Origin of the sequence: Lysinibacillus sp. FSL L8-0126 (assembly GCF_038630385.1) — a bacterium.
Taxonomy (GTDB): Bacteria; Bacillota; Bacilli; order Bacillales_A; family Planococcaceae; genus Lysinibacillus; species Lysinibacillus fusiformis_D.
Window position 1 is genome coordinate 3,268,321 of sequence record NZ_CP152028.1, and the last position, 23,509, is coordinate 3,291,829.

23 protein-coding genes are annotated in these 23,509 nt (G+C 35.9%); 22 read left to right on the forward strand and 1 reads right to left on the reverse strand.

Annotated features, from left to right (window positions below; translation table 11 throughout):
* Positions 1 to 176 precede the first annotated feature (176 nt).
* The 13 genes from MHI34_RS15905 to MHI34_RS15965 all read left to right on the forward strand — a co-directional run bounded on the left by MHI34_RS15905 (position 177) and on the right by MHI34_RS15965 (position 14,366).
* A complete protein-coding gene (locus MHI34_RS15905) occupies positions 177 to 3,776 on the forward strand; it encodes a DUF6531 domain-containing protein (protein ID WP_342503644.1) in 3,600 nt (1,199 codons plus the stop codon).
* Positions 3,770 to 4,258: a CPCC family cysteine-rich protein gene (locus MHI34_RS15910; RefSeq protein WP_342503645.1), complete on the forward strand. Its 489-nt coding sequence runs from the start codon at positions 3,770 to 3,772 to the stop codon at positions 4,256 to 4,258. The genes MHI34_RS15905 and MHI34_RS15910 overlap by 7 nt, the downstream gene beginning before the upstream one ends.
* 264 nt (positions 4,259 to 4,522) lie before the next feature.
* Positions 4,523 to 5,626, forward strand: coding sequence for a hypothetical protein (locus tag MHI34_RS15915; RefSeq protein ID WP_342503646.1), 1,104 nt, complete (start codon positions 4,523 to 4,525; stop codon positions 5,624 to 5,626).
* A 503-nt stretch (positions 5,627 to 6,129) separates the two neighbouring features.
* The gene (locus MHI34_RS15920) at positions 6,130 to 6,276 is read left to right on the forward strand and encodes a hypothetical protein (RefSeq protein WP_342503647.1); all 147 of its coding nucleotides are present in this window, start codon (positions 6,130 to 6,132) and stop codon (positions 6,274 to 6,276) included.
* Between the two features lie 243 nt (positions 6,277 to 6,519).
* On the forward strand, positions 6,520 to 7,962 hold the full coding sequence (locus MHI34_RS15925) for an RHS repeat-associated core domain-containing protein (RefSeq protein WP_342503648.1): 1,443 nt from the start codon (positions 6,520 to 6,522) through the stop codon (positions 7,960 to 7,962).
* A 5-nt stretch (positions 7,963 to 7,967) separates the two neighbouring features.
* The gene (locus MHI34_RS15930; RefSeq protein ID WP_058844143.1) at positions 7,968 to 9,023 is read left to right on the forward strand and encodes a hypothetical protein; all 1,056 of its coding nucleotides are present in this window, start codon (positions 7,968 to 7,970) and stop codon (positions 9,021 to 9,023) included.
* A gap of 155 nt (positions 9,024 to 9,178) precedes the next feature.
* Positions 9,179 to 9,949 (forward strand): RHS domain-containing protein, encoded by a 771-nt coding sequence (locus MHI34_RS15935; RefSeq protein WP_342503649.1) that lies wholly within the window; start codon positions 9,179 to 9,181, stop codon positions 9,947 to 9,949.
* A 647-nt stretch (positions 9,950 to 10,596) separates the two neighbouring features.
* Positions 10,597 to 11,118, forward strand: a complete 522-nt coding sequence (locus tag MHI34_RS15940) for a hypothetical protein (protein ID WP_342503650.1) — start codon at positions 10,597 to 10,599, stop codon at positions 11,116 to 11,118.
* A 151-nt stretch (positions 11,119 to 11,269) separates the two neighbouring features.
* Positions 11,270 to 11,494 (forward strand): hypothetical protein, encoded by a 225-nt coding sequence (locus MHI34_RS15945; RefSeq protein WP_342503651.1) that lies wholly within the window; start codon positions 11,270 to 11,272, stop codon positions 11,492 to 11,494.
* The gene (locus tag MHI34_RS15950; RefSeq protein WP_342503652.1) at positions 11,469 to 12,689 is read left to right on the forward strand and encodes an RHS repeat-associated core domain-containing protein; all 1,221 of its coding nucleotides are present in this window, start codon (positions 11,469 to 11,471) and stop codon (positions 12,687 to 12,689) included. Before MHI34_RS15945 ends, MHI34_RS15950 begins: the two co-directional genes overlap by 26 nt.
* 33 nt (positions 12,690 to 12,722) lie before the next feature.
* On the forward strand, positions 12,723 to 12,977 hold the full coding sequence (locus MHI34_RS15955) for a hypothetical protein (RefSeq protein ID WP_036127392.1): 255 nt from the start codon (positions 12,723 to 12,725) through the stop codon (positions 12,975 to 12,977).
* A gap of 246 nt (positions 12,978 to 13,223) precedes the next feature.
* Positions 13,224 to 13,640, forward strand: coding sequence for an RHS repeat-associated core domain-containing protein (locus tag MHI34_RS15960; protein ID WP_342504476.1), 417 nt, complete (start codon positions 13,224 to 13,226; stop codon positions 13,638 to 13,640).
* A 186-nt stretch (positions 13,641 to 13,826) separates the two neighbouring features.
* Entirely contained in the window at positions 13,827 to 14,366 is a 540-nt protein-coding gene (locus MHI34_RS15965; protein ID WP_330493192.1) for a DUF1629 domain-containing protein, read from the forward strand.
* Positions 14,367 to 14,441: 75 nt separating this feature from the next.
* On the opposite strand, the gene MHI34_RS15970 is transcribed toward MHI34_RS15965, so the two are convergent.
* The gene (locus MHI34_RS15970; RefSeq protein WP_342503653.1) at positions 14,442 to 14,816 is read right to left on the reverse strand and encodes a hypothetical protein; all 375 of its coding nucleotides are present in this window, start codon (positions 14,814 to 14,816) and stop codon (positions 14,442 to 14,444) included.
* Between the two features lie 330 nt (positions 14,817 to 15,146).
* Between MHI34_RS15970 and MHI34_RS15975 the strand changes: the two genes are divergently transcribed.
* The 9 genes from MHI34_RS15975 to MHI34_RS16015 all read left to right on the forward strand — a co-directional run bounded on the left by MHI34_RS15975 (position 15,147) and on the right by MHI34_RS16015 (position 23,339).
* Positions 15,147 to 15,716 (forward strand): RHS repeat-associated core domain-containing protein, encoded by a 570-nt coding sequence (locus tag MHI34_RS15975; protein WP_342503654.1) that lies wholly within the window; start codon positions 15,147 to 15,149, stop codon positions 15,714 to 15,716.
* 297 nt (positions 15,717 to 16,013) lie between these two features.
* On the forward strand, positions 16,014 to 16,628 hold the full coding sequence (locus MHI34_RS15980) for an Imm43 family immunity protein (RefSeq protein ID WP_342503655.1): 615 nt from the start codon (positions 16,014 to 16,016) through the stop codon (positions 16,626 to 16,628).
* A 540-nt stretch (positions 16,629 to 17,168) separates the two neighbouring features.
* Entirely contained in the window at positions 17,169 to 17,546 is a 378-nt protein-coding gene (locus MHI34_RS15985) for a DUF4303 domain-containing protein (RefSeq protein ID WP_342503656.1), read from the forward strand.
* A 277-nt stretch (positions 17,547 to 17,823) separates the two neighbouring features.
* On the forward strand, positions 17,824 to 17,973 hold the full coding sequence (locus MHI34_RS15990) for a hypothetical protein (protein ID WP_342503657.1): 150 nt from the start codon (positions 17,824 to 17,826) through the stop codon (positions 17,971 to 17,973).
* 203 nt (positions 17,974 to 18,176) lie between these two features.
* A complete protein-coding gene (locus MHI34_RS15995) occupies positions 18,177 to 18,560 on the forward strand; it encodes a hypothetical protein (RefSeq protein WP_036125675.1) in 384 nt (127 codons plus the stop codon).
* A gap of 645 nt (positions 18,561 to 19,205) precedes the next feature.
* Positions 19,206 to 20,147, forward strand: coding sequence for an ADP-ribosylglycohydrolase family protein (locus MHI34_RS16000; protein WP_342503658.1), 942 nt, complete (start codon positions 19,206 to 19,208; stop codon positions 20,145 to 20,147).
* A gap of 35 nt (positions 20,148 to 20,182) precedes the next feature.
* Complete coding sequence (locus MHI34_RS16005; protein ID WP_342503659.1) at positions 20,183 to 20,575, forward strand: SMI1/KNR4 family protein; 393 nt, start codon at positions 20,183 to 20,185, stop codon at positions 20,573 to 20,575.
* 279 nt (positions 20,576 to 20,854) lie between these two features.
* On the forward strand, positions 20,855 to 21,013 hold the full coding sequence (comX, locus tag MHI34_RS16010; protein ID WP_058844011.1) for a competence pheromone ComX: 159 nt from the start codon (positions 20,855 to 20,857) through the stop codon (positions 21,011 to 21,013).
* A complete protein-coding gene (locus tag MHI34_RS16015) occupies positions 20,997 to 23,339 on the forward strand; it encodes an ATP-binding protein (protein WP_342503660.1) in 2,343 nt (780 codons plus the stop codon). Before comX ends, MHI34_RS16015 begins: the two co-directional genes overlap by 17 nt.
* The last annotated feature ends 170 nt before the right edge of the window (positions 23,340 to 23,509 follow it).

Consider the following 23,509-nt stretch of genomic DNA (forward strand, 5'->3'; position numbering starts at 1 on the left):
AATTTCGTATGTATAAGCACGAATACAGCGGATATTGATATCATGAAACAAATTTCCCTTAATACGATCCAGAGAGGCTGAAAAGAGCTACGCGTAATATTTGAATGTTAATAAGTCCTTGTTATGGTATGCCCTTTTGTCCTCTGTGACAGAAGGGCTGCTTTAATGAGCACGGCATGAGTTCTAAAGCTGTGAAGACGGCCGCAGATAAAGTCATTTCTTCGATGGATGAATTGCTCGCTGCGTCGAAGGCAGTAGACGGTATGAAAGCTATGGCGAAAGCTGGGCTAACGAAATTTAATCATGGAGTATTAAAGAAATTTAATTGTACACAAGGCTTAAGTAAAAAGTTCTGTAAAAGAGGCTTTGAACCTGTTGATTTAATCACAGGGCGTATGATTTATGAAGGTGTCGATTTCGAACTACCTGGACCTATCCCACTGTCATGGGAACGCGCTTGGTACAGTGATAGCAGTCGGATTGGCTTAACAGGTCATGGTATGCACTTTACATACGATCTAGCCTTAGAGATATTTGAAGAAGATGACCTGATTGGGATTGTTGTGACGGATGGTCGCGCTGTTGGATTTCCAATTTTACCAATAAACTTGCCGTATTTTAACAAACGTGAAAGAATGACCTTAACAAATACAGGTGAGGAGTATCATCTATTTGAGCATGATACACGATTGATTTATGTATTTGAACAAGTAACAGAAACAACATACCGATTAAAAGAAGTAAGAAATGAGCAAGCGCATCATATTCAATTTGCCTATAACCTGAAAGGCTTCCTATTCCAAGTAACCGACAGTGCTGGTAGAGTGCTTGAGGTTACGACCAATGAGGTAGGCAGAATGACAGAGGTTGCTTTACGCAACCAGATGAGCCGTGAAGTCTTAGTTCGTTACGTTTACAATGATGGCCAAGATTTAATCGAAATCCAAGATGCGTTAGGGCAAAGTACGCATATTAAATATGTTAATCACTTAATGATGCAAAAAACAGATCGCAATAAAAATAGCTTCTTCTGGCGCTATGATGGTCCAACGACAGGGGCACGAGTAGTCAAAACATGGGGAGATGGCAATGTTCTTGCAGGTGAGCTTACATATCACGAGGGCTATAACGAAATTACAAATAGCTTAGGCCATAAAAGTTATTATTATTTTAATGAAGATAATCTCTGTACAAAAATTGTTCATCCAGATGGCAGTGAGATTAGCTATGACTATAATGAGGACTTTGAATTACTGCAAGAAGTAGATGAAGATGGCCGCACAACAACATTCAGCTATGATGAATGGGCAAACCCGATAAAGGTGACTTTTGCAGATGGTAGTACATTATCCTCGCAGCATGATGACAAGGATCGATTGATTCAGGCAGTGAATGCAGAGGGTGGAAGTCGTCAATGGATCTATAATGAGGACAGTACATTACAGGCAACTATTTTAGAGGATGGTACAAAGACGGAATTTTCCTATAATGAGCATCGTTTGATTGAAACAGTGACAAATGCGCAAGGTCATATGGTAAGCTTAGCTTATGATGCTGATCTGAATTTGAGTCAAGTGACATTGCCAGACGGGACAAGTTCAACATGGTTATATGACCACCGTGGTAATTGCACAACAACGACCAATCCGCTAGGGGCCACAGAAAAATACCATTATGATAGCTTGAATCGCCTTGTACGGGCAAATCTATCAGATGGTAACGATGTTAAATTAAAGTACAATGCCTATGAAAATATTGTTTTTGCGAAAGATAATCATAGGCAAGTAGCCTTTGACTACACCATTCTGGGCAGTTTAATATCCCGAGAACAAGGTGGAAAGAAAGTCAAATTCAACTATGACACAGAGGAGCAGTTAACCGCTGTCATCAATGAAAAAGGCGAAGCGTATCAGTTTGAACGCGATACGAAAGGGAATATCATCAAGGAAATCGGCTTTGATGAGATTGAAAGAACGTATGAGCGAAGTCTAGCCGGATTGGTTCAGAGAATTCAACGACCGGGTGATCGTTGGACAACATATCAGCATGATGGTCTAGGGAATGTCATCCGTGCTGATTATTATGATGATACTTGGGAAACGTTTGGCTATGACAAAAATGGGTCGTTAATTCAAACTGAAAATGAGCATGTGACAGTAAAGTTCGAGCGAGATTCATCTGGACAAGTGATCAAAGAGTGGCAGAATGACCATTGGATTGCGAGTAGTTATGATGAATTAGGCAACCGTTCCCAGATTACAAGTAGCTTAGGTGCAAAAATCGATGTCGCTCGCAATGAAATGGGAGATGTATCACAAATCACAGCCTCTAGCTCAGAGCAAGCGCATTGGACAGCATCAATGCAGTACAATGAACTCGGTCAAGAGATTGAAAGAATCCTACCAGGAGATGTCATCAGTAAATGGCAGTATGATGTGACAGGTAGACCTACACACCATCGAATAAGTAGTCAAAACCGAGATACACGAAGACGCGTGTATAATTGGGACGTCAATCATCGCTTACGAAGCATGGTAAACGAGTTAACAGGTGTAAAAGTTACCTATGGTTATGATGAGTTTAGTAACCTCGTCTGGTCCAATCAAGGCGATCAATTTGACTTCTTACACCGCAATGTCGATGATGTCGGAAATTTGTATGAAACGAAAGAAAAGACCGATCGTGTCTATGGTGCCGGAAGTAGATTGCTTGAAACGAGAGAAGCAACCTTCTCTTATGATGAAGAAGGTAATCTGATTCAGAAGGTTGAGAAGAACGGCGATACGTGGAAGTACGAATATAACGGCAATGGCATGATGTCGAAAGTCGTGCGCCCAGACAAGACAGTAGTTACATTCAAGTATGACTCGCTAGGTAGACGTATAGAGAAGAGCTTTGACGAAAAAACAACGAGATTCGTATGGGATGGGAATAATATCCTGCATGAGTATTACTCGCAGGATAATTCAGATATATTTGAAAATCTAGATGAGTATTCTTCACAAAATAAGTCTCAAATACCAGATAATCTAGTGACATGGGTGTTTAATGAAGGATTCATTCCTTCAGCTAAAATCACGAATGAAGGTAATTATAGTATAGTTAGTGACTATCTAGGAACGCCTGTTGAAGCCTATGATGAACAAGGCAACAGTGTTTGGTCAGCAGAACTTGATATTTATGGACGAATGAAAGAATTCACAGGTGAGAAAGACTTTATTCCATTCCGTTATCAAGGGCAGTATGAAGATATTGAAACAGGATTGTATTATAACCGATTCAGATACTACTCGCCTACTGAGGGAATTTATACACAGTCAGACCCGATTGGACTAGCGGGTGGAAATCCGACTTTGTATGGTTATGTTGGTGATCCCAACATTAGTATCGATCCGCTTGGATTGTTTTTTAGTGATGTAAAGTGGAAAAAAGGAAAAAATAAATGGAAAAGCGGGGAATTAGGTACTCATTATAACAAACATGTAGTAAAACAAGGCGAATTTGGTGATATTTCTCAGAATGAATATCATGATCTTATGGAGCAATTTCTAGCAGATGAATCTCCGGGTATGAAACAAGCTAAAGTTGGAAACCAACTTATAAAAGTTGATCCAGCTACTAATCGAGTACTTGCGGGACATGCTAAAGATGGAAAGATTCTTTCGTTTTATATAGCACTTCCTGAATTCGTTGTAGAGGATCCTTTTACAGATGCAGTTAATTACGCGCTTGAAAAAACAAAACTATCAAAGTCAGAGGTTAAGTACAAATGTTAATATTTAGTAGGGAACTTGCGTTAACAAGTTACGCGATATACAAAATCTCTTCTTTATCCAAAAACGAAATCGATAATATCCTTTGTTCCGATTATTTGGATGAGGAAGGTGAAACAAAAGAATATGATAGTGTTTACTCTCCAAATGTTCAAAACTTTTTAGTTGGCCATTTTACTACTACTATTCTTGTTGGAATATCAAATAACTTTTTAAAAAAATTTCTTGAAGATTGTTTTAAAGACGAAGTAAATATAATTGGAGATGAGGAAGTTTTATATAAATGTCCATGCTGTGGGTATCTTACTCTTTCAACTCGAGGCGAATATGAAGTGTGCCGCGTCTGTATGTGGGAGGATGATGGCGGATCGGAAAATGATATAGAGCGTATTAGTTCTGTAAATCATTCTTCAATTAAAGACTATAGAGATAAGCACCGAATGCTTCTTGATCCAGAAAATATCCCATATAAAAAAGGTGACTAAATCAATTGTATTTGCATTATAGAGAACGCTCGACTTTCAATCGTCAAAAGCGAGAAAACCGAAGAAGAGATTAGCCTTCAAGAATATAGTTTACAAAGGCTGAAAAGGGTTACGTGATATTTTAAGGCTAATAATATTTTTGTTTTGTATGCCCTTTTGTCCTCTGTGACAGAAGGGCTTTTTAAGTGCACGGCATGTGAAATAAACGCCACATTTTTAGGTTTAATATAGGGTGCCGACCTAGTATGAGCGAAGTCTTGGGGATTGGTTCAAAGAATTCAACGTCCAGGCGATCGTTGGACAACATATCAGCATGATGGTCTAGGGAATGTCATCCGTGCTGATTATTATGATGATACTTGGGAAACGTTTGGCTATGACAAAAATGGGTCGTTAATTCAAACTGAAAATGAGCATGTGACAGTAAAGTTTGAGCGAGATTCATCTGGACAAGTGATCAAAGAGTGGCAGAATGACCATTGGATTGCGAGTAGTTATGATGAATTAGGCAACCGTTCCCAGATTACAAGTAGCTTAGGTGCAAAAATCGATGTCGCTCGCAATGAAATGGGAGATGTATCACAAATCACAGCCTCTAGCTCAGAGCAAGCGCATTGGACAGCATCAATGCAGTACAATGAACTCGGTCAAGAGATTGAAAGAATCCTACCAGGAGATGTCATCAGTAAATGGCAGTATGATGTGACAGGTAGACCTACACACCATCGAATAAGTAGTCAAAACCGAGATACACGAAGACGCGTGTATAATTGGGACGTCAATCATCGCTTACGGAGCATGGTAAACGAGTTAACAGGTGTAAAAGTTACCTATGGTTATGATGAGTTTAGTAACCTCGTCTGGTCCAATCAAGGCGATCAATTTGACTTCTTACACCGCAATGTCGATGATGTCGGAAATTTGTATGAAACGAAAGAAAAGACCGATCGTGTCTATGGTGCCGGAAGTAGATTGCTTGAAACGAGAGAGGCAACATTCTCTTATGATGAAGGTAATCTGATTCAGAAAGTTGAGAAGAACGATGATACGTGGAAGTACGAATATAACGGCAATGGCATGATGGCGAAGGTCATCCGACCAGACATCACAGAAGTTACTTTCAAGTATGACTCGCTAGGTAGACGGATAGAGAAGTGTTCTGAAGAAAAGACAACAAGTTTCGTTTGGGATGGGAATACTATCTTACATGAGTGTTTCTCAGAGAATGATTCAACTGAACTAGAAAATGATAATCTAGTTACATGGGTGTTCAATGATGGGTTCGTACCTTCAGCTAAAATCACGAGTGAAGGTAACTACAGTATTGTTAGTGATTATCTTGGAACGCCTGTAGAAGCCTATGATTAAGAAGGTAAAAAGGTTTGGTCGGCTAAGCTTGATATTTATGGCAGAGTAAAAGAATTATCAGGTGGACAAGATTTCATTCCATTCCGTTATCAAGGGCAGTATCACGATTTGAGCAGTGGCTTGTATTATAATCGTTTCTGCTATTATGACCCATGCACTGGCACGTACACACAGATAGATCCGATTGGGTTAAGTGGCGGATTTAGTTTCGTTATGATAACTTGAATCGCCTTGTACGAGCCAACCTTTCCGATGGTAACGACGTTCAATTAAAGTACAATGCCTATGACGATATTATTTTTGCGAAAGATAACCATACGCAAGTTGCCTTTGATTACACGATTCTAGGCAGCCTAATCTCCCGCAAACAAGGTGGCAAGAAAGTCCAATTCACCTATGATACAGAGGAGCAATTCACCGCTGTGATCAATGAGAAAGGCGAAGCGTATACGTTTTAACGTGATACAAAAGGCCATATCATCAAGGAAATTGGCTTTGATGACATGGAAAAAACGTATGAGCGTAGTCTGGCAGGATTGGTTCAGCGAATTCAAGGTCTAGGTAATCCCTGGACAGCGTATCAGCATGATAATCTAGGGAATGTCATTCAATCAGACTACTATGACGGTACTTGGGAAACATTTGCCTAAAAATGGTTCGTTACTAGAGATGGAAAATGAGGATATAACCAAAAGCTATAGCGAGACCCATCTTGTCAAGTAATCAAAGAGTGGCAAAATGACCATTGGATTGCCAGTAGCTATGACGAATTAGGCAATCGCTCCCAAATAACAAGTAGCCTCGGTGCCAAAATCGATGTCACGCGTAATGAGCTGGGCAATATCTTACAAATGACTGCCTCTCGCTCCGAGCAAGCCCAGTGGACAGCCTCGATGCAGTACAATGAACTTGGTCAAGAGATTGAAAGAATCCTACCAGGGGATGTTATTAGTAAATGGCAATATGATATAACTGGTAGACCGACACACCATCGCGTAAGTAGTCAAAACCGCGATACGCGAAGACGCGTGTATAATTGGGATGTGAATCACCAATTACGCAGCATGGTCAATGAGCTAACGGGTATAAAAGTGACGTATGGTTACGACGAATTTAGTAACCTCGTATGGTCTAATCAAGGCGGTCAATTTGATTTCTTATACCGTAGCGTGGACGATGTCGGGAATTTGTATGAAACAAAAGACAAAAAAGATCGTATCTATGGCGCAGGCAGTAGATTATTAGAAACAAAAGATGCCAAATTCTCCTATGACGAAGAAGGAAATCTCGTAGAGAAAGTCGAAAAGAATGGGGATACGTGGAAGTATGAGTACTATGGCAATGGAATGATGGCGAAGGTCATGAAGCCAGATAAGGTAGAAGTTACGTTCAAGTATGATTCGCTAGGTAGGCGGATAGAGAAGCGTTCTGAAGATAAGGTTACTCATTTTGTATGGGATGGGAATACGACTCTGCATGAGTGGAACAATTGTTCAGAAGACTTATCAAATATACATGAATCCTTGATAACATGGGTATACGATAATAAATCATTTAATCCAATAGCTAAAATCACAAGAGAAGGTGTTTTTAGTATTATCAGAGATTACCTTGGTACCCCTGTTGAAGCATATGATACACAAGGAAAGAAAATTTGGACTTGTGAGCTTGATATTTATGGACGAGTTAAGAAGTTCATTGGGGAAAAAGATTTTATTCCATTCCGTTATCAAGGACAGTATGAAGATGAAGAAACAGGACTCTACTATAATCGATTCCGTTATTACTCGGCAAGTGAGGGGATATATACCCAATCTGATCCGATTGGACTGGCAGGAAATAATCCAACATTGTATGGGTATGTTAGTGACACGAATAGACAGATAGATGTTTTTGGGTTAATGCCTTTATCGAACCCTGTAAATCAAGGACATCACATGGTTCCACATACACTTGCCACTAAATTAGGCATCCAACCATTTAATTCTCAAACAGGTGTGCCTGCTTTATATTTCTCATCAGAGCAATGGTTAGAAGGTGAAGGACTTAATCATTCTGCGATGCATGGCTATAATGAGCTTGGTGCAGGAACAAAACCTGTACTTACAGAAAATCAATTTAAAAAGTCAGGTTTAACAAATCAAGAATGGATAGATAGTCTGCAAAATCACTATAATAATTCAGAAATTCAGAAATTTAAAGGAGATTTGCATGTTATTAATTCAGATGGCACAAAAGGGAAGTTATTAAAGGCGGATGTCACACCTGCACTAGCTTGGGAAGAAACAAAGGAATGGGCGTCTCAAAAAGGATATCCAATAAATTGTCAGGGGTGAAATTAATGAAAAATACAGCTTTATGGTTTGAAGAAGGTTATTGTACTAGCCATATAAAAGATGCACATTTGAAAACTAAAAATTTAGCACTAGAAATCCCTATTAATGAAACTATAAGCGAATACGATATTTGTAGATTTAAACTAATTGTTGAAGAAGTGAAAAATGAAGATCAGCTATTGTTGGATTCTGCTATATTAGGTAAAAAAATAACAGAAAAAATATATAAAGATGTATCTTTCTTTGAACAAGATTTTATTTGTTATACACATGAAAATAATTTGGAATTAATAAAAAAAAATAAAAATGAGACTATTCAACAAGCTCTTAGAGATAATGTATTACTTAAAAAAATTTCTTATCGAAAGGATTGTATAGAATTATATGGGGAATACAATATTAAAATTCAAGTTTTTAGACATGGAGTTCATAAGCCTGAATTTTTATCCTCGGAATCTCCACCGTTTCTAACGGATTATGAACAAAAAATTGAAACAGTCACTGTCTATGTGCTAATATTCAAAAACACAACTGATATTAAAAAGAACAATAAAGTTTTTGATTCTTCAGTTTATGGAAGTTTGGGAAGTCTGGGGTTTTTTATGGTGGATTTAAAACTTTTTAGTGAATTAATAAGAACTGAAGTTGGCGATGAGCCATTAAATCTTGTTGAGTTATTTACTACAACCAATTTAGTTGATAAATGTTTTGAAGAGGGAATATTAATTATTACTTGGGGGATTAAGCCTTGGCATTATTATATTCAAGCAATGAATAATTCAATTCTACTTGATGAATGCATAGTTAGAGGAACCTACAAAATAAAAAATGAGATAAAGGAGTTATCTGTAATTCCTGGTGACGAATTACTTACATGGCCTGCATGTCTTGAAAAAAAATGGCCAATCATTCGTTTGGAGGGTACTGGTGAAAAAATTGATCTTTCTTTATGTACTTGGTCAGGTGAACTCGGAAATGAATTAATTCCAATGTATATTCTTGAAAGAAGTGAAGAAAGGATAGAGAATGTAAATCCTATTATTAACTATAGTTTCATTTAAAATCGAGGTTTCAAATTTGAAGAGTGATTATGTATCAGGAAAAATAAAGAGTGGCAAGAATCCCTATTTGAGGGATTTTTTGCTACTCTTTCTGTTTGGTTAATTTTACAAATTCTCATAATATTAAAGGTCATTTAAGTTATCAGAGAAAAAACATGATGTCTATTGTCAGTCGCCAATTTGATTCCTTATATCGTAGTGTCGATGATGTCGGCAATTTATATGAAACAAAAGAGAAAAAAGACCGTGTCTATAGCGCTGGTAGTAGATTACTAGAAACGAAAGATGCCAGATTCTCTTATGATGAAGAAGGCAATCTCGTAGAGAAAGTCGAACATAACGGAGATACATGGAAGTACGAGTTCTATGGCAATGGCATGATGGCGAAGGTCATGAAGCCAGATAAGACAGAGATTACGTTCAAGTATGACGCACTAGGTAGACGGATAGAGAAGTGTTCGGAAGGAAAGGCTACCCATTTTGTATGGGATGGCAATACGATTCTGCATGAGTATTCCACCCAGAATGTTGCGGATACTTTAGAAAATCTGAAATCTTCACAGGCTGATACTGCTATAGCTGATAATCTAGTGACATGGGTGTTCAATGATGGTTTTGTCCCTTCTGCAAAGATTACGAGTGAAGGTCATTACAGTATTATAAATGATTATCTTGGAACGCCTGTTGAAGCCTATGATGAGCAAGGAAATAAGGTTTGGTCGGCTGAGCTTGATGTTTATGGACGAGTGAAGGAATTTACAGGTGAGAAAGATTTCATTCCATTCCGTTATCAAGGGCAGTATGAAGATGTAGCGATTGGATTGTATTATAACCGATTCCGATACTACGACCCAGAACAAGGGAATATACGCAAGTTGACCCGATTGGACTTGCGGGTGGGAATCCCACTTTGTATGGCTATGTAAAAGATCCAAACAGAATGACCGATCCTTTTGGATTAAATGAATGTGAGATAAAGTTGATTGGTGCCCATTGTGTGATCAAGGCTGGGTCATAATTGTAAAAGATATTCAAACATTAAATCTGTATTTGTGTTGTAAAGAATGTGAATCTGAATGGAAAAGTCCATATGAAATAACTCAGGAACAATGTTTGCCATTTAACACATATGCAAAATATGATTTTCCAACTGAAGATGAGGTGATTAGTTATGGCTGGGGTGAATTTATCAAAACCTAAAGGTGTGAGGGAAATCTTAGTGAGTAGTATTCGGTGAACTTCAAATAATAATTAGTAATTAATTGTAATATTGCAGAGAAAATATAATTTTAGAACCTACGTATGAAGAGGTATAAAACCCCTTTTTACGTAGGTTTTTTAAGTCAGGGACTGCTTTTTCTGTCTATGTCATGGTGGTTATACAGGAGAAAAGCTAATAGAAAGAATTCACAGGGACGAAAGACTTTATTCTATTCCGTTATCAAGGGTAGTATCACGATTTGAGCAGTGGCTTGTATTATAATCGCTTCTGCTATTATGACCCATGCACTGGCACGTACACACAGATAGATCCGATTGGGTTAAGTGGCGGATTTAGTTTCGTTATGATAACTTGAATCGCCTTGTACGAGCCAACCTTTCCGATGGTAACGATGTTCAATTAAAGTACAATGCCTATGACGATATTATTTTTGCAAAAGATAGTCATACGCAAGTTGTCTTTGATTATACGATTCTAGGCAGCCTAACGTCTCGAAAACAAGGTGGCAAGAAAGTACAATTCACCTATGATACAGAGGAGCAATTAACCGCTGTTATCAATGAAAAAGGCGAAGCGTATACGTTTGAACGTGATACAAAAGGCCATATCATCAAGGAAATTGGCTTTGATGACATGGAAAAAATGTATGAGCGTAGTCTGGCAGGATTGGTTCAGCGCATTCAACGTCCAGGAAATCGCTGGACAGCGTATCAGCATGACAATCTAGGGAATGTCATTCAATCAGATTACTACGATGGCACCTGGGAAACGTTTGCCTATGACAAAAACGGTTCGCTACTAGAAACGGAAAACGAGCATGTAACTGCTAGAGCGAGACCTATCCGGCCAAGTTATCAAAGAGTGGCAAAATGACCATTGGATTGCCAGTAGCTATGACGAATTAGGCAATCGCTCCCAAATAACAAGTAGCCTCGGTGCTAAAATCGATGTCACGCGTAATGAGCTGGGCAATGTCTTGCAAATGACAGCCTCTCGCTCCGAGCAAGGCCAGTGGACAGCCTCGATGCAGTACAATGAACTTGGGCAAGAGATTGAGCGTATCCTGCCAGGCGATGTCATTAGTAAATGGCAATATGATATAACTGGTAGACCGACACACCATCGCGTAAGTAGTCAAAACCGCGAGTACGCGAAGACGCGTGTACAATTGGGATGTGAATCACCAATTACGCAGCATGGTCAAGGAGCTAACGGGTATAAAAGTGACGTATGGTTACGACGAATTTAGTAACCTCGTATGGTCTAATCAAGGCGGTCAATTTGATTTCTTATACCGTAGCGTGGACGATGTCGGGAATTTGTATGAAACAAAAGACAAAAAAGATCGTGTTTATGGCGCTGGTAGTAGATTACTAGAAACGAAAGATGCCAGATTCTCCTATGACGAAGAAGGCAATCTCATAGAGAAAGTCGAAAAGAATGGTGATACGTGGAAGTATGAGTACTGTGGCAATGGAATGATGGCGAAGGTCATTAGGCCAGATAATACGGAAGTTACTTTCAAGTATGATTCATTAGGTAGGCGAATAGAGAAGCGTTCTGAGGATAAGGCAACGCATTTTGTATGGGATGGTAATACGATTCTGCATGAGTATTCCACGCAGAATGCTGCAGATACTTTAGACAATCTAAAATCTTCACAAACCGATACTGCTATAGCAGATAATCTAGTTACATGGGTATTTAATGAAGGGTTTGTCCCTTCTGCAAAGATTACGAGTGAAGGTCATTATAGTATTATTAGTGATTATCTTGGAACACCTGTTGAAGCCTATGATGAAAAAGGGAATAGGGTTTGGACAGCTGAACTTGATGTTTATGGACGAGTGAAAGAAGTTACAGGTGAGAAAGACTTTATTCCATTTAGATATCAAGGGCAGTATGAGGATGTTGAAATTGGATTGTATTATAACCGATTCCGATACTACGACCCAGAACAAGGGAATTATACTCAAATAGATCCGATTGGACTTGCGGGTGGGAATCCTACGCTTTATGGGTATGTTAGTGATACGAATGCTATAAATGATCCATTTGGATTAAAGCCAAAACCTGAATTTAATTGTGCTGAGTTATCAGGAAATAAACCTCTTTCGTTAGATCCAAATGAAATTCATTTTATGCAGAGTAATATCAAGAATAGTACGGGTGCATTTACAGTTTTAGAAAATGCTGAATCATTAAAGAATGGTTCACTTAAAGTAAGTGACTTACCTACAGTTAATGTTTGGAAGGATACAGACGGTAAAATATGGACGTTGGATCATAGAAGGCTCGCAGGTATTGATGAAATTCCAGTAAACTGGGCAAGTAAAAAACAAGTGAAGAATCAATGGTTTAAAATGTCAACAAAAAATGGTGGAACATCAATTGTTTTAAAGAGGGAAGATGGATCTAGACAGGTGATTTGTAGGAAAAAATAGAGTCAATAGTTGAAATAGAGAGGTGTGAATAATATGGATTGGTATAACAAAATTGAAAACGTATCAAACAAGCAACAATTCTTAGAATTTGTAAATTTATTATCAGCGGATTATAAAAAAAATATAGATGAATGGGAGAATAAATCTATAGATTTATTTCTTCAAGCCATTGAGGGATGGATGGAAGATATGGAAGGATTTTATGAAAATTCTGGTTTAGATACTCCCAAAAATATTGACTGGAAACTATTATCTATTATGCTATATGTAGGTAAGATATATGAATAAAAGGCCGACGCTAAAAAAGAATTAGTTATGTGAACTTTGTATGGAAAGACTTTAAATTGATGAGTGTGGTGTAAATAATATATCAATTTAAGGAATTTATTAGATCGATTGATTAGTTGAAGAAGCCTTATTAGTGATTATCTAGGTACACCTTCTGAAGCCTACGATACTGATGGTAATAAGGTTTGGTCCAATGAGTTAGATATTTGTGGTCAGTCAAAAGAGTTTACCTGTGACAAGAATTTTATACCATTCCGATATCAAGGGCAATACGAGGATGAAGAAACTGGCCTTTACTACAACAGATTTAGATATTATTCACCAATTGAGGGTATGTATACGCAAAAGGATCCAATTAGGCTTAATGGAGGTTTGGTCTTATATGGCTATGTACAAGATACAAATAACTCAATAGATATTTTTGGTCTTTCTTGTACTAAAGAGTTAAAGAAAAATATGAACAAAGCTAATCGTGAGTTAAGAAAGAATGAAGGGTACATGAAACGTGCTTGGCATAAGTATAAAAGTTCAGCAGCTCATCATATTGTAGCGGGGGACCATTCAAATCCAAATGCTCAAAGAGCTAGGGATATTCTAGAAAGGCATAAGATTGATGTCAATAGTGCAGATAATGGGATTTATTTAAAACATGGATCCAAATAGTATATAACCTGGTGCTTATCATAGAATAATCCATACTAATGATTATTTTAGAAATGTTGCTGATAGGTTGGAGTCTGCAGAACGTTTTGGTGGAGCAAAAGCAAAAGAAGCAGTATTAGCTGATCCGGAAAATATTAGGACGGATTTATTATTTAACGTTAAAATTTGGTAAAGGGAGTTTTGTAAATGAATGTATATAGATTTGTAAATGATGATGATTTTAAAGATTTAACCTTTTTAAATAAGGACTATGTTCGTCTTTTTTCAACTTTTACAGGGCAAAAAATTACTCTGGATTGGAACGCAGAGATATTTGGTATTTCAGAAGATAAACTGAATAGAGGAAAATTGTTAGATTTTGATTCACGTTGTTATGGAGCTACATTAATAGTAAAAAAGAAATTTGAAAAGTTTTTTATCGATGAATTTTCAGAAATTATAGAAACCCTCCCCATAAAAATCAAAGGTATTTCAGAGGATTATACATATATAAATATAACAAATGTTTTAACAGCAATTAATTTTGATGGTTTAGATATGCAAGAATCTCTTGCAATGTTGCGAGGTGAAAACATTAGATTTAATTTAGAAAAAATAGAAAATGAAACTATTTTTAGAGATATTAGAATTAACAACTTTTATTTCTGTACACAAAATTTTAAAGATTTTATTGAAAAAAATGGAATTAATGGATTGCGTTTTATGAAAGTAGGGACAGGACTTTGACTCTAATAAATGAATAGCATATTTTAAACATACTCTTATTTCATAATATGAATTTCCTCAGTGCTATGAAGAGAATTATTTCTCTTCATAGTCACTATAATGGTTACCATTAATGAATGTATCTGAAGTGTCTAGATTTAGAAAAGCTAATTCTCCTAGCTCACAGACAGAGTTAGTAAGTTTTAATATTGCAAACTGCTTTTCATTAAAATTCACAATGATATTAAGAAAGTTATCTAAGTCGTCCACACTAATACCTTCTTCCTCCATTTCTTTCTCAGTAATAAAATCATCTATATGGTAAGAAATATCAATAGCATCCATAAGAAGTAGCTTTTCAAACTCATCACATACTTTATCTCCAAAAAATAATTCCATTAATTCGAATTCTTTTGACTTTTTAATTTGAATGAAAAGAGATTGTAAAATGTATTTTAATGAATAATTCATAATTGAATCGAAATCCTTTTGAACAATACCAGCTTTGATGTTAAAGGAAATTTCTTGAATCATATCCGTATGAAAGTTATTTAAATAGATTTATAAATAGGATGACTAATTTCCTCTAAGGTGTCATTCCGAATTCTCATGTTCTCTTCAAAAGGCATCATTTTATTATTCCTCCAATATTTTTTGTTTAATTTTACCATATGAATATTGGATAATACAGTTAATTTAAATAAACAATTTTATGGATAATATCTGTCGAGCTTTGACGAATTCGTATGGGAAGGAAATACGATTCTGCATAAGTATTTGTCACAGGATAATTCTGATACATTGGAAAATTCAGTGGAGAATGCCTCGCAGACAGATGCCGATATCGCAGATAATCTAGCGACATGGGTATTCAATGATAGCTTTGTCCCTTCAGCAAAAATCACGAATAAAGGTAGCTACAGTATTATTAGTTATTATCTTGGAACACCTGTCGAAGCCTATGATGAGCAAGGTCATAAGGTTTGGTCGGCTGAGCTTGATGTTTATGGACGAATGAAAGAATTTACAGGTGAGAAAGATTTCATTCCATTCCGTTATCAAGGGCAGTATGAAGATGTAGAAATTGGATTGTATTATAACCGATTCCGATACTATGACCCAGAGCAAGGGAACTATATTCAAATTGACCCGATTGGACTTGCGGGTGGGAATCCTACGCTTTATGGGTATGTGCAAGATCCAAACATGGAGAATGATCCATTCGGTTTAGCGAGAGCACCTAGCCAAGTTCTTGCTGGAAACAGAAAAAAGGCTGGAGATAAAATATCAGGATTTCAAGCTCACCATGTTATTACAACTAATACATGGAAAACACATCAATCCTTCTTTGATTCTATCGGGGGGGATTAAGAGACGAAGCATTTAATGGTATTATGATGCCTAGCAACCCTACCACATTAAAAGGAAGTTCTTTTAGCATGATTCATAATACTAGTCATTCTATGTATAGTGATTATGTCATGAGTAGGGTGACTGATATCTCCGATCAATACTCTCTTGGTCTAATAAATGAAAAAGATGCTAGGACAGATATTCGCAAACTGCAAATAGAATTAAAAAACAAAATACAGGAAGGATACTTTGATACTGTGCAATCTAGGAAATATCCTAAGTGTCAAAGATTAGGGTGATATAATGAGTTACTATATGATTGTTAAGGATAATATAAAATCGCCTATTTTTTTGGAAGGCGTTATTCACGAATCTTTTGACGAAACAAAATATAATGAGGGAATGGGATACGAATGGAACAAGATTTTTTTCGTAAAACAAGATATGCCAAAAGATTTATGGTTAATTACTAATAATAAAATTGAATTCGACTATTATGAGAGTTTTAATGGTCACATCGTCAGTTGTGATTTTCTTACTTTGATGAATCAAGTAAATACTTTGCAAAAGTATGTTATATCGAATCTCCAAGTAGTTAGTTCTAAAGGGAAATCTAAGGTAAAAAAACCTTATTATTTTATTAAGTACTATAATAGAGAGGATTTTGTTGATTACGAGAAGTCGGAATTTACAAAAAGGAGAGTTCCTGAAAATAAGATTCTTGACTTAAATTATTTGGTTGAAAAATATCAAAAAATTGTATTAAAAGAAAATGATAGAGACGTGTTTTGTTTGAATGACTTAAAATTAGCAAGATATCTATTTTGTTCAGAAAGGTTTAAGCAACTTTGTGAGGAAAGGCATATGAAAGGAATTCGATTTATCGAATTGGAAGATATTCCACATTACTTTTCTTCATATGATCGCTAATATACGGCGTTCCTGATTTTTATTGGAAAATTTTTAATTAGCATGAGTCAAAACACATGTTAAAAGGATACTAATCCTCTCAACATGTGTTTTCTTTTGTTAAATTAGTCCATTAAAAAATTAGGCAAGTACTGTTCTTAAAGATTTTAAAATTTCAGTTAAAAGTAAAATTGAGATTAAAAAGTATTTAATCAATATTTAATTTATAAACATATGTAAAGAAAGTGTTTCGTACTCTCATGGGACTGACCCCAACAGTATAGACAAATAAAAAAAGCATCTTCGATTGAATTCGGGTTTAGCAACCTAAACTTCAATTAGGAGGTGCTTTTTCTATAAGTACAAGAGTGAGTTATCCATATGAACTAAAAATGAAAGCTATTGAGATGCGACTAGCAGGTATACCAATGAAACAAGTTTTAAATGAATTAAACATATGGGAGAGGAGAGAATTTATGCTACTTGTTTGGTAACTGACAGTAATGTATGACAGTATTTTTTAGCGATAAATACCTATGAAATAATGGAAAAAAATATCATATGTATTCTCAAGGGAAGTCATTTAATATAAAGGGTGAAATCTTATACAAAACTGTCAAGTGGGTTCCTACTGAATGGGAGTATGATGATAGCGACCTTGAACAGAGTGAAATAGAATTAGTATCAGACTATTTAGCTGAGAAGAGAGAAACCATTAAAGATAGTAGTTTTAAGGAGTTTGAAGAGAAATTTTATGAAACAATGACTGAAACATTACTTATATTACGGAATGAAGGCTTGTTTGGACATAAAAAAGATGATATGACAGTATTTATATCAATTTCTGATGATGAAAGAACAGAAATGGTTGAGAATTATTCTGCGGGCTTGTTGAACTCAGAAAATGTTAGTGGGGAATTCTTGAAAAGGTGGGAATGAGAACTGATGAATGCCTAATGAACTCAAATTGATGAATAAGGGTATCCAGAAGTTGATTTAATACAGGGAAACTATCTATATTCATATGGTGCCATATACGCATATACACAAATTTTTTTGATGGGAGTCTGTGCCTTTTTCAATAAAACTAACAGATGGTGAACAAAGTCCTTTTTATGATAACTAAAAAATATTGCCAGCTCTCTTGAAGAATTTTCTTTATTATGACATGATCAAATTCCTGCACAATATGCGACTTAAAGTAAGTGACGAATATTTGGACGCGTACACGCAAAAAGAACGTCAATCCATGGTGAAGCAATATCAGGAAAAGATCGATCAATTGGAAAAAATGACGGGCCCTCTATGGGGATATGGCAGCCCAATGGATGGTTGGGCCATGATATTTGATTATATACAGGCTTAGAACGGGAAAGGGGAAAAAATAGAGACGTTATATTAATAGGGCTTCATAACGTGATTTTTTATGATGGAGATTTTAGAGTAAAGAAGCAATGGAAACGAAAAGCCATTGAAGAAATCGAAAAGGTTAAAAAAGGGGTTATCAAAAAAATTCCCCTTTTTAATTATTCTGAGTAGCTTGATTTCAAAAAGAGGAGGAATAAGGAATTGAAGTTCTATCGTTATGTGTTAAGTTTCCCACCTTTGGATTGGGAGTGCTGCTTTCTTAGCATTGAGGAGTATAAGCAGAGCTTTGTGAATAAGTATAATCAGAATATAGAGTATTACATGCTAGTTATGGGAGATTGTCAACAGCATCTTGTAGATATCGATAACCTTGCTACTATTACTTATAAAGATCTTTGTGCAAGCGTTCATTCTGCTGAGCTGCGTTGTCCAGCTATGATTTTCTCTATACCGAGTGGCAATCAGCGAGGTTCAGCTTTGTTTTGTATCATGTATAAGCTTGAAGACGACGGGGATACGTTTATTTACTCTCCTGTTCCACTTGTTCATCTAGAGCAAGATCAAGCAGGTGAAGTAGAGCTTTAATGTTTTGAATTCAGAGGTGCTTGTATACTACTTAACTGTCTACCAATAGTTTTTTTTATGCTTCGTTGGTTTTCGTGTAAAAGCAATAGGAGACACTTAGGGTCAGTAATACTATAATTAAGAGATTTAAAGGTTCTTAAAGAACGAGAAATGTGTATGCTTTTTCAAACGAGCGAAAATGATACTGGTAATGGATGGAATGGTAGAAATGTGACCAGCATGTTTTGATGACAAAAGTGAGCTGTTTAAAGAAATCGGATTTGATTATTACTATATTGAATATCAGGTTTCAGAAGAAAGTTTGGATATTACATATATGGAATTTGGCATAGAAAAACACTATATTTTCAATAGGCTCGAATAACGGGTGGGGAAATGCGTTTGTCGGTAGTAAATTATCGAAAATTTTATAATTTATTACAAGTAGTTTGTTGGAAACAGTTAAATGCTCTTCTGTTTGTGTCCACATGAAAATAAAAGATATGTTTTTGCTAAAGTCATTTGAGGTATTAATTTAAACATAAATATTTATGAAAAAATATCAATAAAGTCCACTTTATAGGACAGACGATGGGGGAAGATTCACATCTTCAATTATCGTCTTTTTTGTATTATGTTTGACATAGAAAGGGGAAGTGACATCCGATGGTAGATACAAATTTGAAGGAACGAGTGTTTGCAACATTATATGGTGGGATTATCGGTGATCTAATGGGAGTACCTGTTGAGTTTAAGCAAAGAGGGACTTTCCATGTGCAGGATGTGACCGGGTATGGTACTTACAATCAGCCACCAGGTACTTGGTCTGATGATACTTCTTTAACGTTATGTTTAGTCGAAAATATCATTGAAAAAGGCGATACGAAAACCTTAATGAATAAGTTTGTACGATACATGGAGCAGGGCTATCTTACACCATTTGGAGAAATGTTTGATATAGGCATCACGACTGCTGAAGCCGTTACGAACTATAAAAATGGTGTTTTACCTGAGCATTGTGGAAAAACGGGCGAGTTTGATAATGGCAATGGCACCCTTATGAGGATAGCGCCTATCGTATTTGTGGTGATGAATGAGTTAGATTTTGATAAAAGAAAAGCGTGGGTACAACAATATACAGAAATTACGCATGCCCATCCACGTTCAATCGTTGGGTCCATCATTTATATTGAATTGCTATTAAGCTTGTATCGAAATAATACGCTAGAAGCAGCCTTAAAGGAGGTATATTCATTGCTCCAAAGTCATTTACAGGATGATCTGCGAGCGGAGCTAAATGCATATGCAAGGATTTTTGAGGAAAACTTTTTAAAGATTCCAGAGCGTGAGATTAGCTCAAGCGGCTATATTGTCCATTCACTAGAGGCAGCAATCTGGTGTGTAGGTAATTCTACAACGTTTAAAGAGGCTATTCTAAGGGCTGTAAATCTGGGAGAAGATACAGATACCGTTGCAGCCATTACGGGCGCTATTGCGGGTATGTATAAGAATATGGATGAAATTCCACATGAATGGTTGGATAAAATGATTAAGAAAAAAGAGATTGACCACTTAATCATGGCATTTTACGAATTTTGTGCAGCTTAGGTGTAAGCTATTTCAAACGAAAGGATGGTGACGAAATGTACCCACTACATAATAGTGCGGCGGCCAATCTACCTGCTACAGAGCACGAAATTCTACATGTGGAGAAGGGCCTGACTTTCCATCTCCCTCAAGTTTATCGATATGTCTTAAAAGAGATGAATGGTTTATCGTTCACTAACGGCGTGTTAATTTACGGTACAGTAGAATTGCTAGAAAGAAACGAGACTTGGGAAGTAGCAGAATATGCGAAGGGCTATATAGCCATTGGTGATGATGGAGGTGGAATGGTTTTTCTAATGAATAGACAAGGAGAGGATGGTCACGTTTTTGCGGTGGATTGTGGTGTTATGAATCCCCAACTTGCTACGTTAATCACATCCGATTTAAACAAGTGGCTACAAGATGGCTGTCAGTTAGAAACAGTATAGCTATGCAAACTATTAGAAGCTTATTCCTGCTATTGGGAATAGGCTTTTTATTTGGTTTTATGTCTATTTTTGGAGAATTTGATTTGAGGAATATAGCAAAATTATTACATATCCTATTGATTTTTTGTATTTTTTAGAAAATTATGTTGAATTATTGGAGGGAGATAGTATAATGAAAATATAGTTACATATATGGTTAATAATTACTTTAATAAAGAACTTATTGGCAAATACTTGTAACTGTGATCTTAAAAAAACTAATGAAATGAGGAGATTTTAATGATTAACGTTATTCAATATTTAGAGCAAAATCCGTCGTTGGTAACATTGTTAAAAGAAAAAAAAGCTTCTCTTATTGGTATTTCAGCACTTGAACAAAAGGCAATCTTGGATTCGTTTGATGAAGATGTTCGATTAGAAAATGGTCTTTGGTACTAAGTTAATAAAAAATAAATGGTTATGGTTTGCTATAAGTGCATATTTAATTTTGGGGATTTATTTACTTTATGTCACTTATAGCACACCTTTTTTGGGCATCAAATTACAAGAAAAAAATGATCAATGGTTAATAATTGATCCATACTATAAAGAATGGGCAGACAAGCAAAAAATTGCTTCTGGTGACATTATTCTAGAAATTGATGGTCAAAAGATCGAGGAATTGGAGAATATTACTTATAATCCTGTCATTAGAGTTGCTAAAGAATTAACACTGTTGAAAAAACACGGGGAAATTATACATTTACATATTGCCCCATTCGACATCCCAGAACAACTATTATATGTATTGGTAATACCAGGAAGCTTCTATTTATTAAGTTTACTTATCTCAATTTACCTATACTATAAACAAAAGAACACAAGCTTAATTAATTTACTTATTTTATTTATTCTAACTGTTTCTTTGGCTTATGTGAGTATTGGTGCATCAGGAAGGCTAAATAGTGTTGGTACAGTTGTTAATCGAAGTAGCATGTTACTTTGTCTTGTTATTTTAATACATTTTTTAAGAAATTATTTTTTATTTTTGAATTTAAAATGGGGTTTTATTCAAAAAATTAAAATATTATATTCAATACCTTTAACTATTGTTTTCCTTAGTATATTGAGTATTATTTACCCATCTACAAATCCATTATTCTCAAAAATTACTCTATTGTTATTTTTAATTTTACTAGTAGTAATTCTTTCTATACTAGGAAGAGGTTATATAATATATAAAACACCTCAGTTAAAGCTTTTTTTATTGAGCATTATTATCCCATTCTTACCATTTCTTTTTTTGTTTGCAATACCAGAAATTTTCTTTCATAAACATATACTCTCTGGTGACGTATGTTCACTTTTTTTAATGCTTATTCCATTTAGCTTCATATTCACACAACTAACTGAACGTATTTTCGATATGGAGTATTTTATTTCTCGATTACGTTATTATTTTAATTTTTCCTTTGGCTTTACAATTTGGTTATTAGCCGGTTTATATTTATTGACCGATCTATCCATTACGCGCATGACGGAGATTTTCTTTTTCGCCTTTCTATCGTTAATGGCTTTGTTTTATATAAAAGAGCGGATTGATTATCGTAAGCGGAAAATTTTATTTTCTACAAAAGGGGATTACATCCACCGCTTGTATACAACTGTCGATAGTATTGGGAGAGTTGTAAAGATTGAGGATTTATTGGAGAAATTTGTGCAGGAGGTTGTGCTCCAGCTTGAAATGGAAAGGGTATATGTTTTAACTTATGATTTTCAAACACATCAAGTGACATTGACGAACAAATCCAAAGAATACACGCAGCATCAGATTGATGAGGTTCTAGTCGAACGATTAGGTTTAGGGGATATTAAAAAAACAGACCATTTCTATATCGCCTTTATTCATCAAGATGCAAATTATAAACGCATTCTTGTTGTGGATCATAATAAATCGATTTATCTGAAGGATGAGGAATTGTTATGGCTCGAATTGCTGCTGCTCTATTTAAATAATTTTATCGAAAATACAAAAATGGTCGAGGAGCTACTAAATCAGTTAAAGCATATGAAAGAGGCTGATAATCGACAGCTGCCATGGCTCAACAAATTACTTTGGCTACGCTTCGAGGAAGAAAAATATCAGCTTGCTCAAGAACTTCATGATACGATTTTACAAGAACAGCTTCATATCGCCAGAGAAATGGGTGTTCTCATGCATACAAAGGAAAAAGAGGAGATCCCCACAAAACTTATGAAGCTTCATGAACATATGCTTACCTCATTGAATGATTTAAGGGGCTATTGTGAAAATTTAAAGCCTCCACTCTTAGATACATTGGGTTTAAATGCAGCCCTTGAGAAGCTTATACAAAAAATCCATAAACGCGCTGATTTTGTCTTGATCTATACCATTGACCGTCTTTATTTAGAGGATGAGCGTTTGAATTTAATGATTTATCGACTGTTCCAAGAATTATTAAACAATGCTTTAAAGCATTCGTATGCCCATACAGTAGAAATTTATTTATTGGGTACCGAAGAGGGCTTTGAAATATTGTATACCGATGACGGGGTGGGTTGTCATATAGATGATATTTTACTTGCCGATTCTATGGGCATTCAAGGTATGCAAGAGCGAGTTCAGGCTTTTAATGGGAAATTCACCTTAGACAGCAAAGTAGGAGAAGGGATGACCATTCGAATTATCGTAAGTGAAACGAATCATACACACTCTTATACGTATAGTACCCTGAACCGTCCAACTTATATGATTCGTGGATAAGCAAATGAAGCAGAAGCACATAGGCATACTTTTTTCACCTTTTAATCTCTTCGTCGATGCTACGAATGTGGATTAGAAGGCTTTTGTTTTTTCATAACATTTTATACTAGTGAAACGCTCTCATTAGAGATCCCATTATTTGAAGTGTCATTGCTAGTAGGTGGAAAGTA

What these genes read in the sequence shown, in the direction of transcription:
- MHI34_RS15905 (WP_342503644.1), top strand. Translation starts at nt 177, where the DNA reads ATGAGTTCTAAAGCTGTGAAGACGGCCGCAGATAAAGTCATTTCTTCG.
- MHI34_RS15910 (WP_342503645.1), top strand. Translation starts at nt 3,770, where the DNA reads ATGTTAATATTTAGTAGGGAACTTGCGTTAACAAGTTACGCGATATAC.
- MHI34_RS15920 (WP_342503647.1), top strand. Translation starts at nt 6,130, where the DNA reads ATGGAAAAAACGTATGAGCGTAGTCTGGCAGGATTGGTTCAGCGAATT.
- MHI34_RS15925 (WP_342503648.1), top strand. Translation starts at nt 6,520, where the DNA reads ATGCAGTACAATGAACTTGGTCAAGAGATTGAAAGAATCCTACCAGGG.
- MHI34_RS15930 (WP_058844143.1), top strand. Translation starts at nt 7,968, where the DNA reads ATGAAAAATACAGCTTTATGGTTTGAAGAAGGTTATTGTACTAGCCAT.
- MHI34_RS15935 (WP_342503649.1), top strand. Translation starts at nt 9,179, where the DNA reads ATGATGTCTATTGTCAGTCGCCAATTTGATTCCTTATATCGTAGTGTC.
- MHI34_RS15945 (WP_342503651.1), top strand. Translation starts at nt 11,270, where the DNA reads ATGCAGTACAATGAACTTGGGCAAGAGATTGAGCGTATCCTGCCAGGC.
- MHI34_RS15955 (WP_036127392.1), top strand. Translation starts at nt 12,723, where the DNA reads ATGGATTGGTATAACAAAATTGAAAACGTATCAAACAAGCAACAATTC.
- MHI34_RS15965 (WP_330493192.1), top strand. Translation starts at nt 13,827, where the DNA reads ATGAATGTATATAGATTTGTAAATGATGATGATTTTAAAGATTTAACC.
- MHI34_RS15970 (WP_342503653.1), bottom strand. Translation starts at nt 14,816, where the DNA reads ATGAATTATTCATTAAAATACATTTTACAATCTCTTTTCATTCAAATT.
- MHI34_RS15980 (WP_342503655.1), top strand. Translation starts at nt 16,014, where the DNA reads ATGATTGTTAAGGATAATATAAAATCGCCTATTTTTTTGGAAGGCGTT.
- MHI34_RS15985 (WP_342503656.1), top strand. Translation starts at nt 17,169, where the DNA reads ATGTATTCTCAAGGGAAGTCATTTAATATAAAGGGTGAAATCTTATAC.
- MHI34_RS16000 (WP_342503658.1), top strand. Translation starts at nt 19,206, where the DNA reads ATGGTAGATACAAATTTGAAGGAACGAGTGTTTGCAACATTATATGGT.
- MHI34_RS16005 (WP_342503659.1), top strand. Translation starts at nt 20,183, where the DNA reads ATGTACCCACTACATAATAGTGCGGCGGCCAATCTACCTGCTACAGAG.
- comX (WP_058844011.1), top strand. Translation starts at nt 20,855, where the DNA reads ATGATTAACGTTATTCAATATTTAGAGCAAAATCCGTCGTTGGTAACA.
- MHI34_RS16015 (WP_342503660.1), top strand. Translation starts at nt 20,997, where the DNA reads ATGGTCTTTGGTACTAAGTTAATAAAAAATAAATGGTTATGGTTTGCT.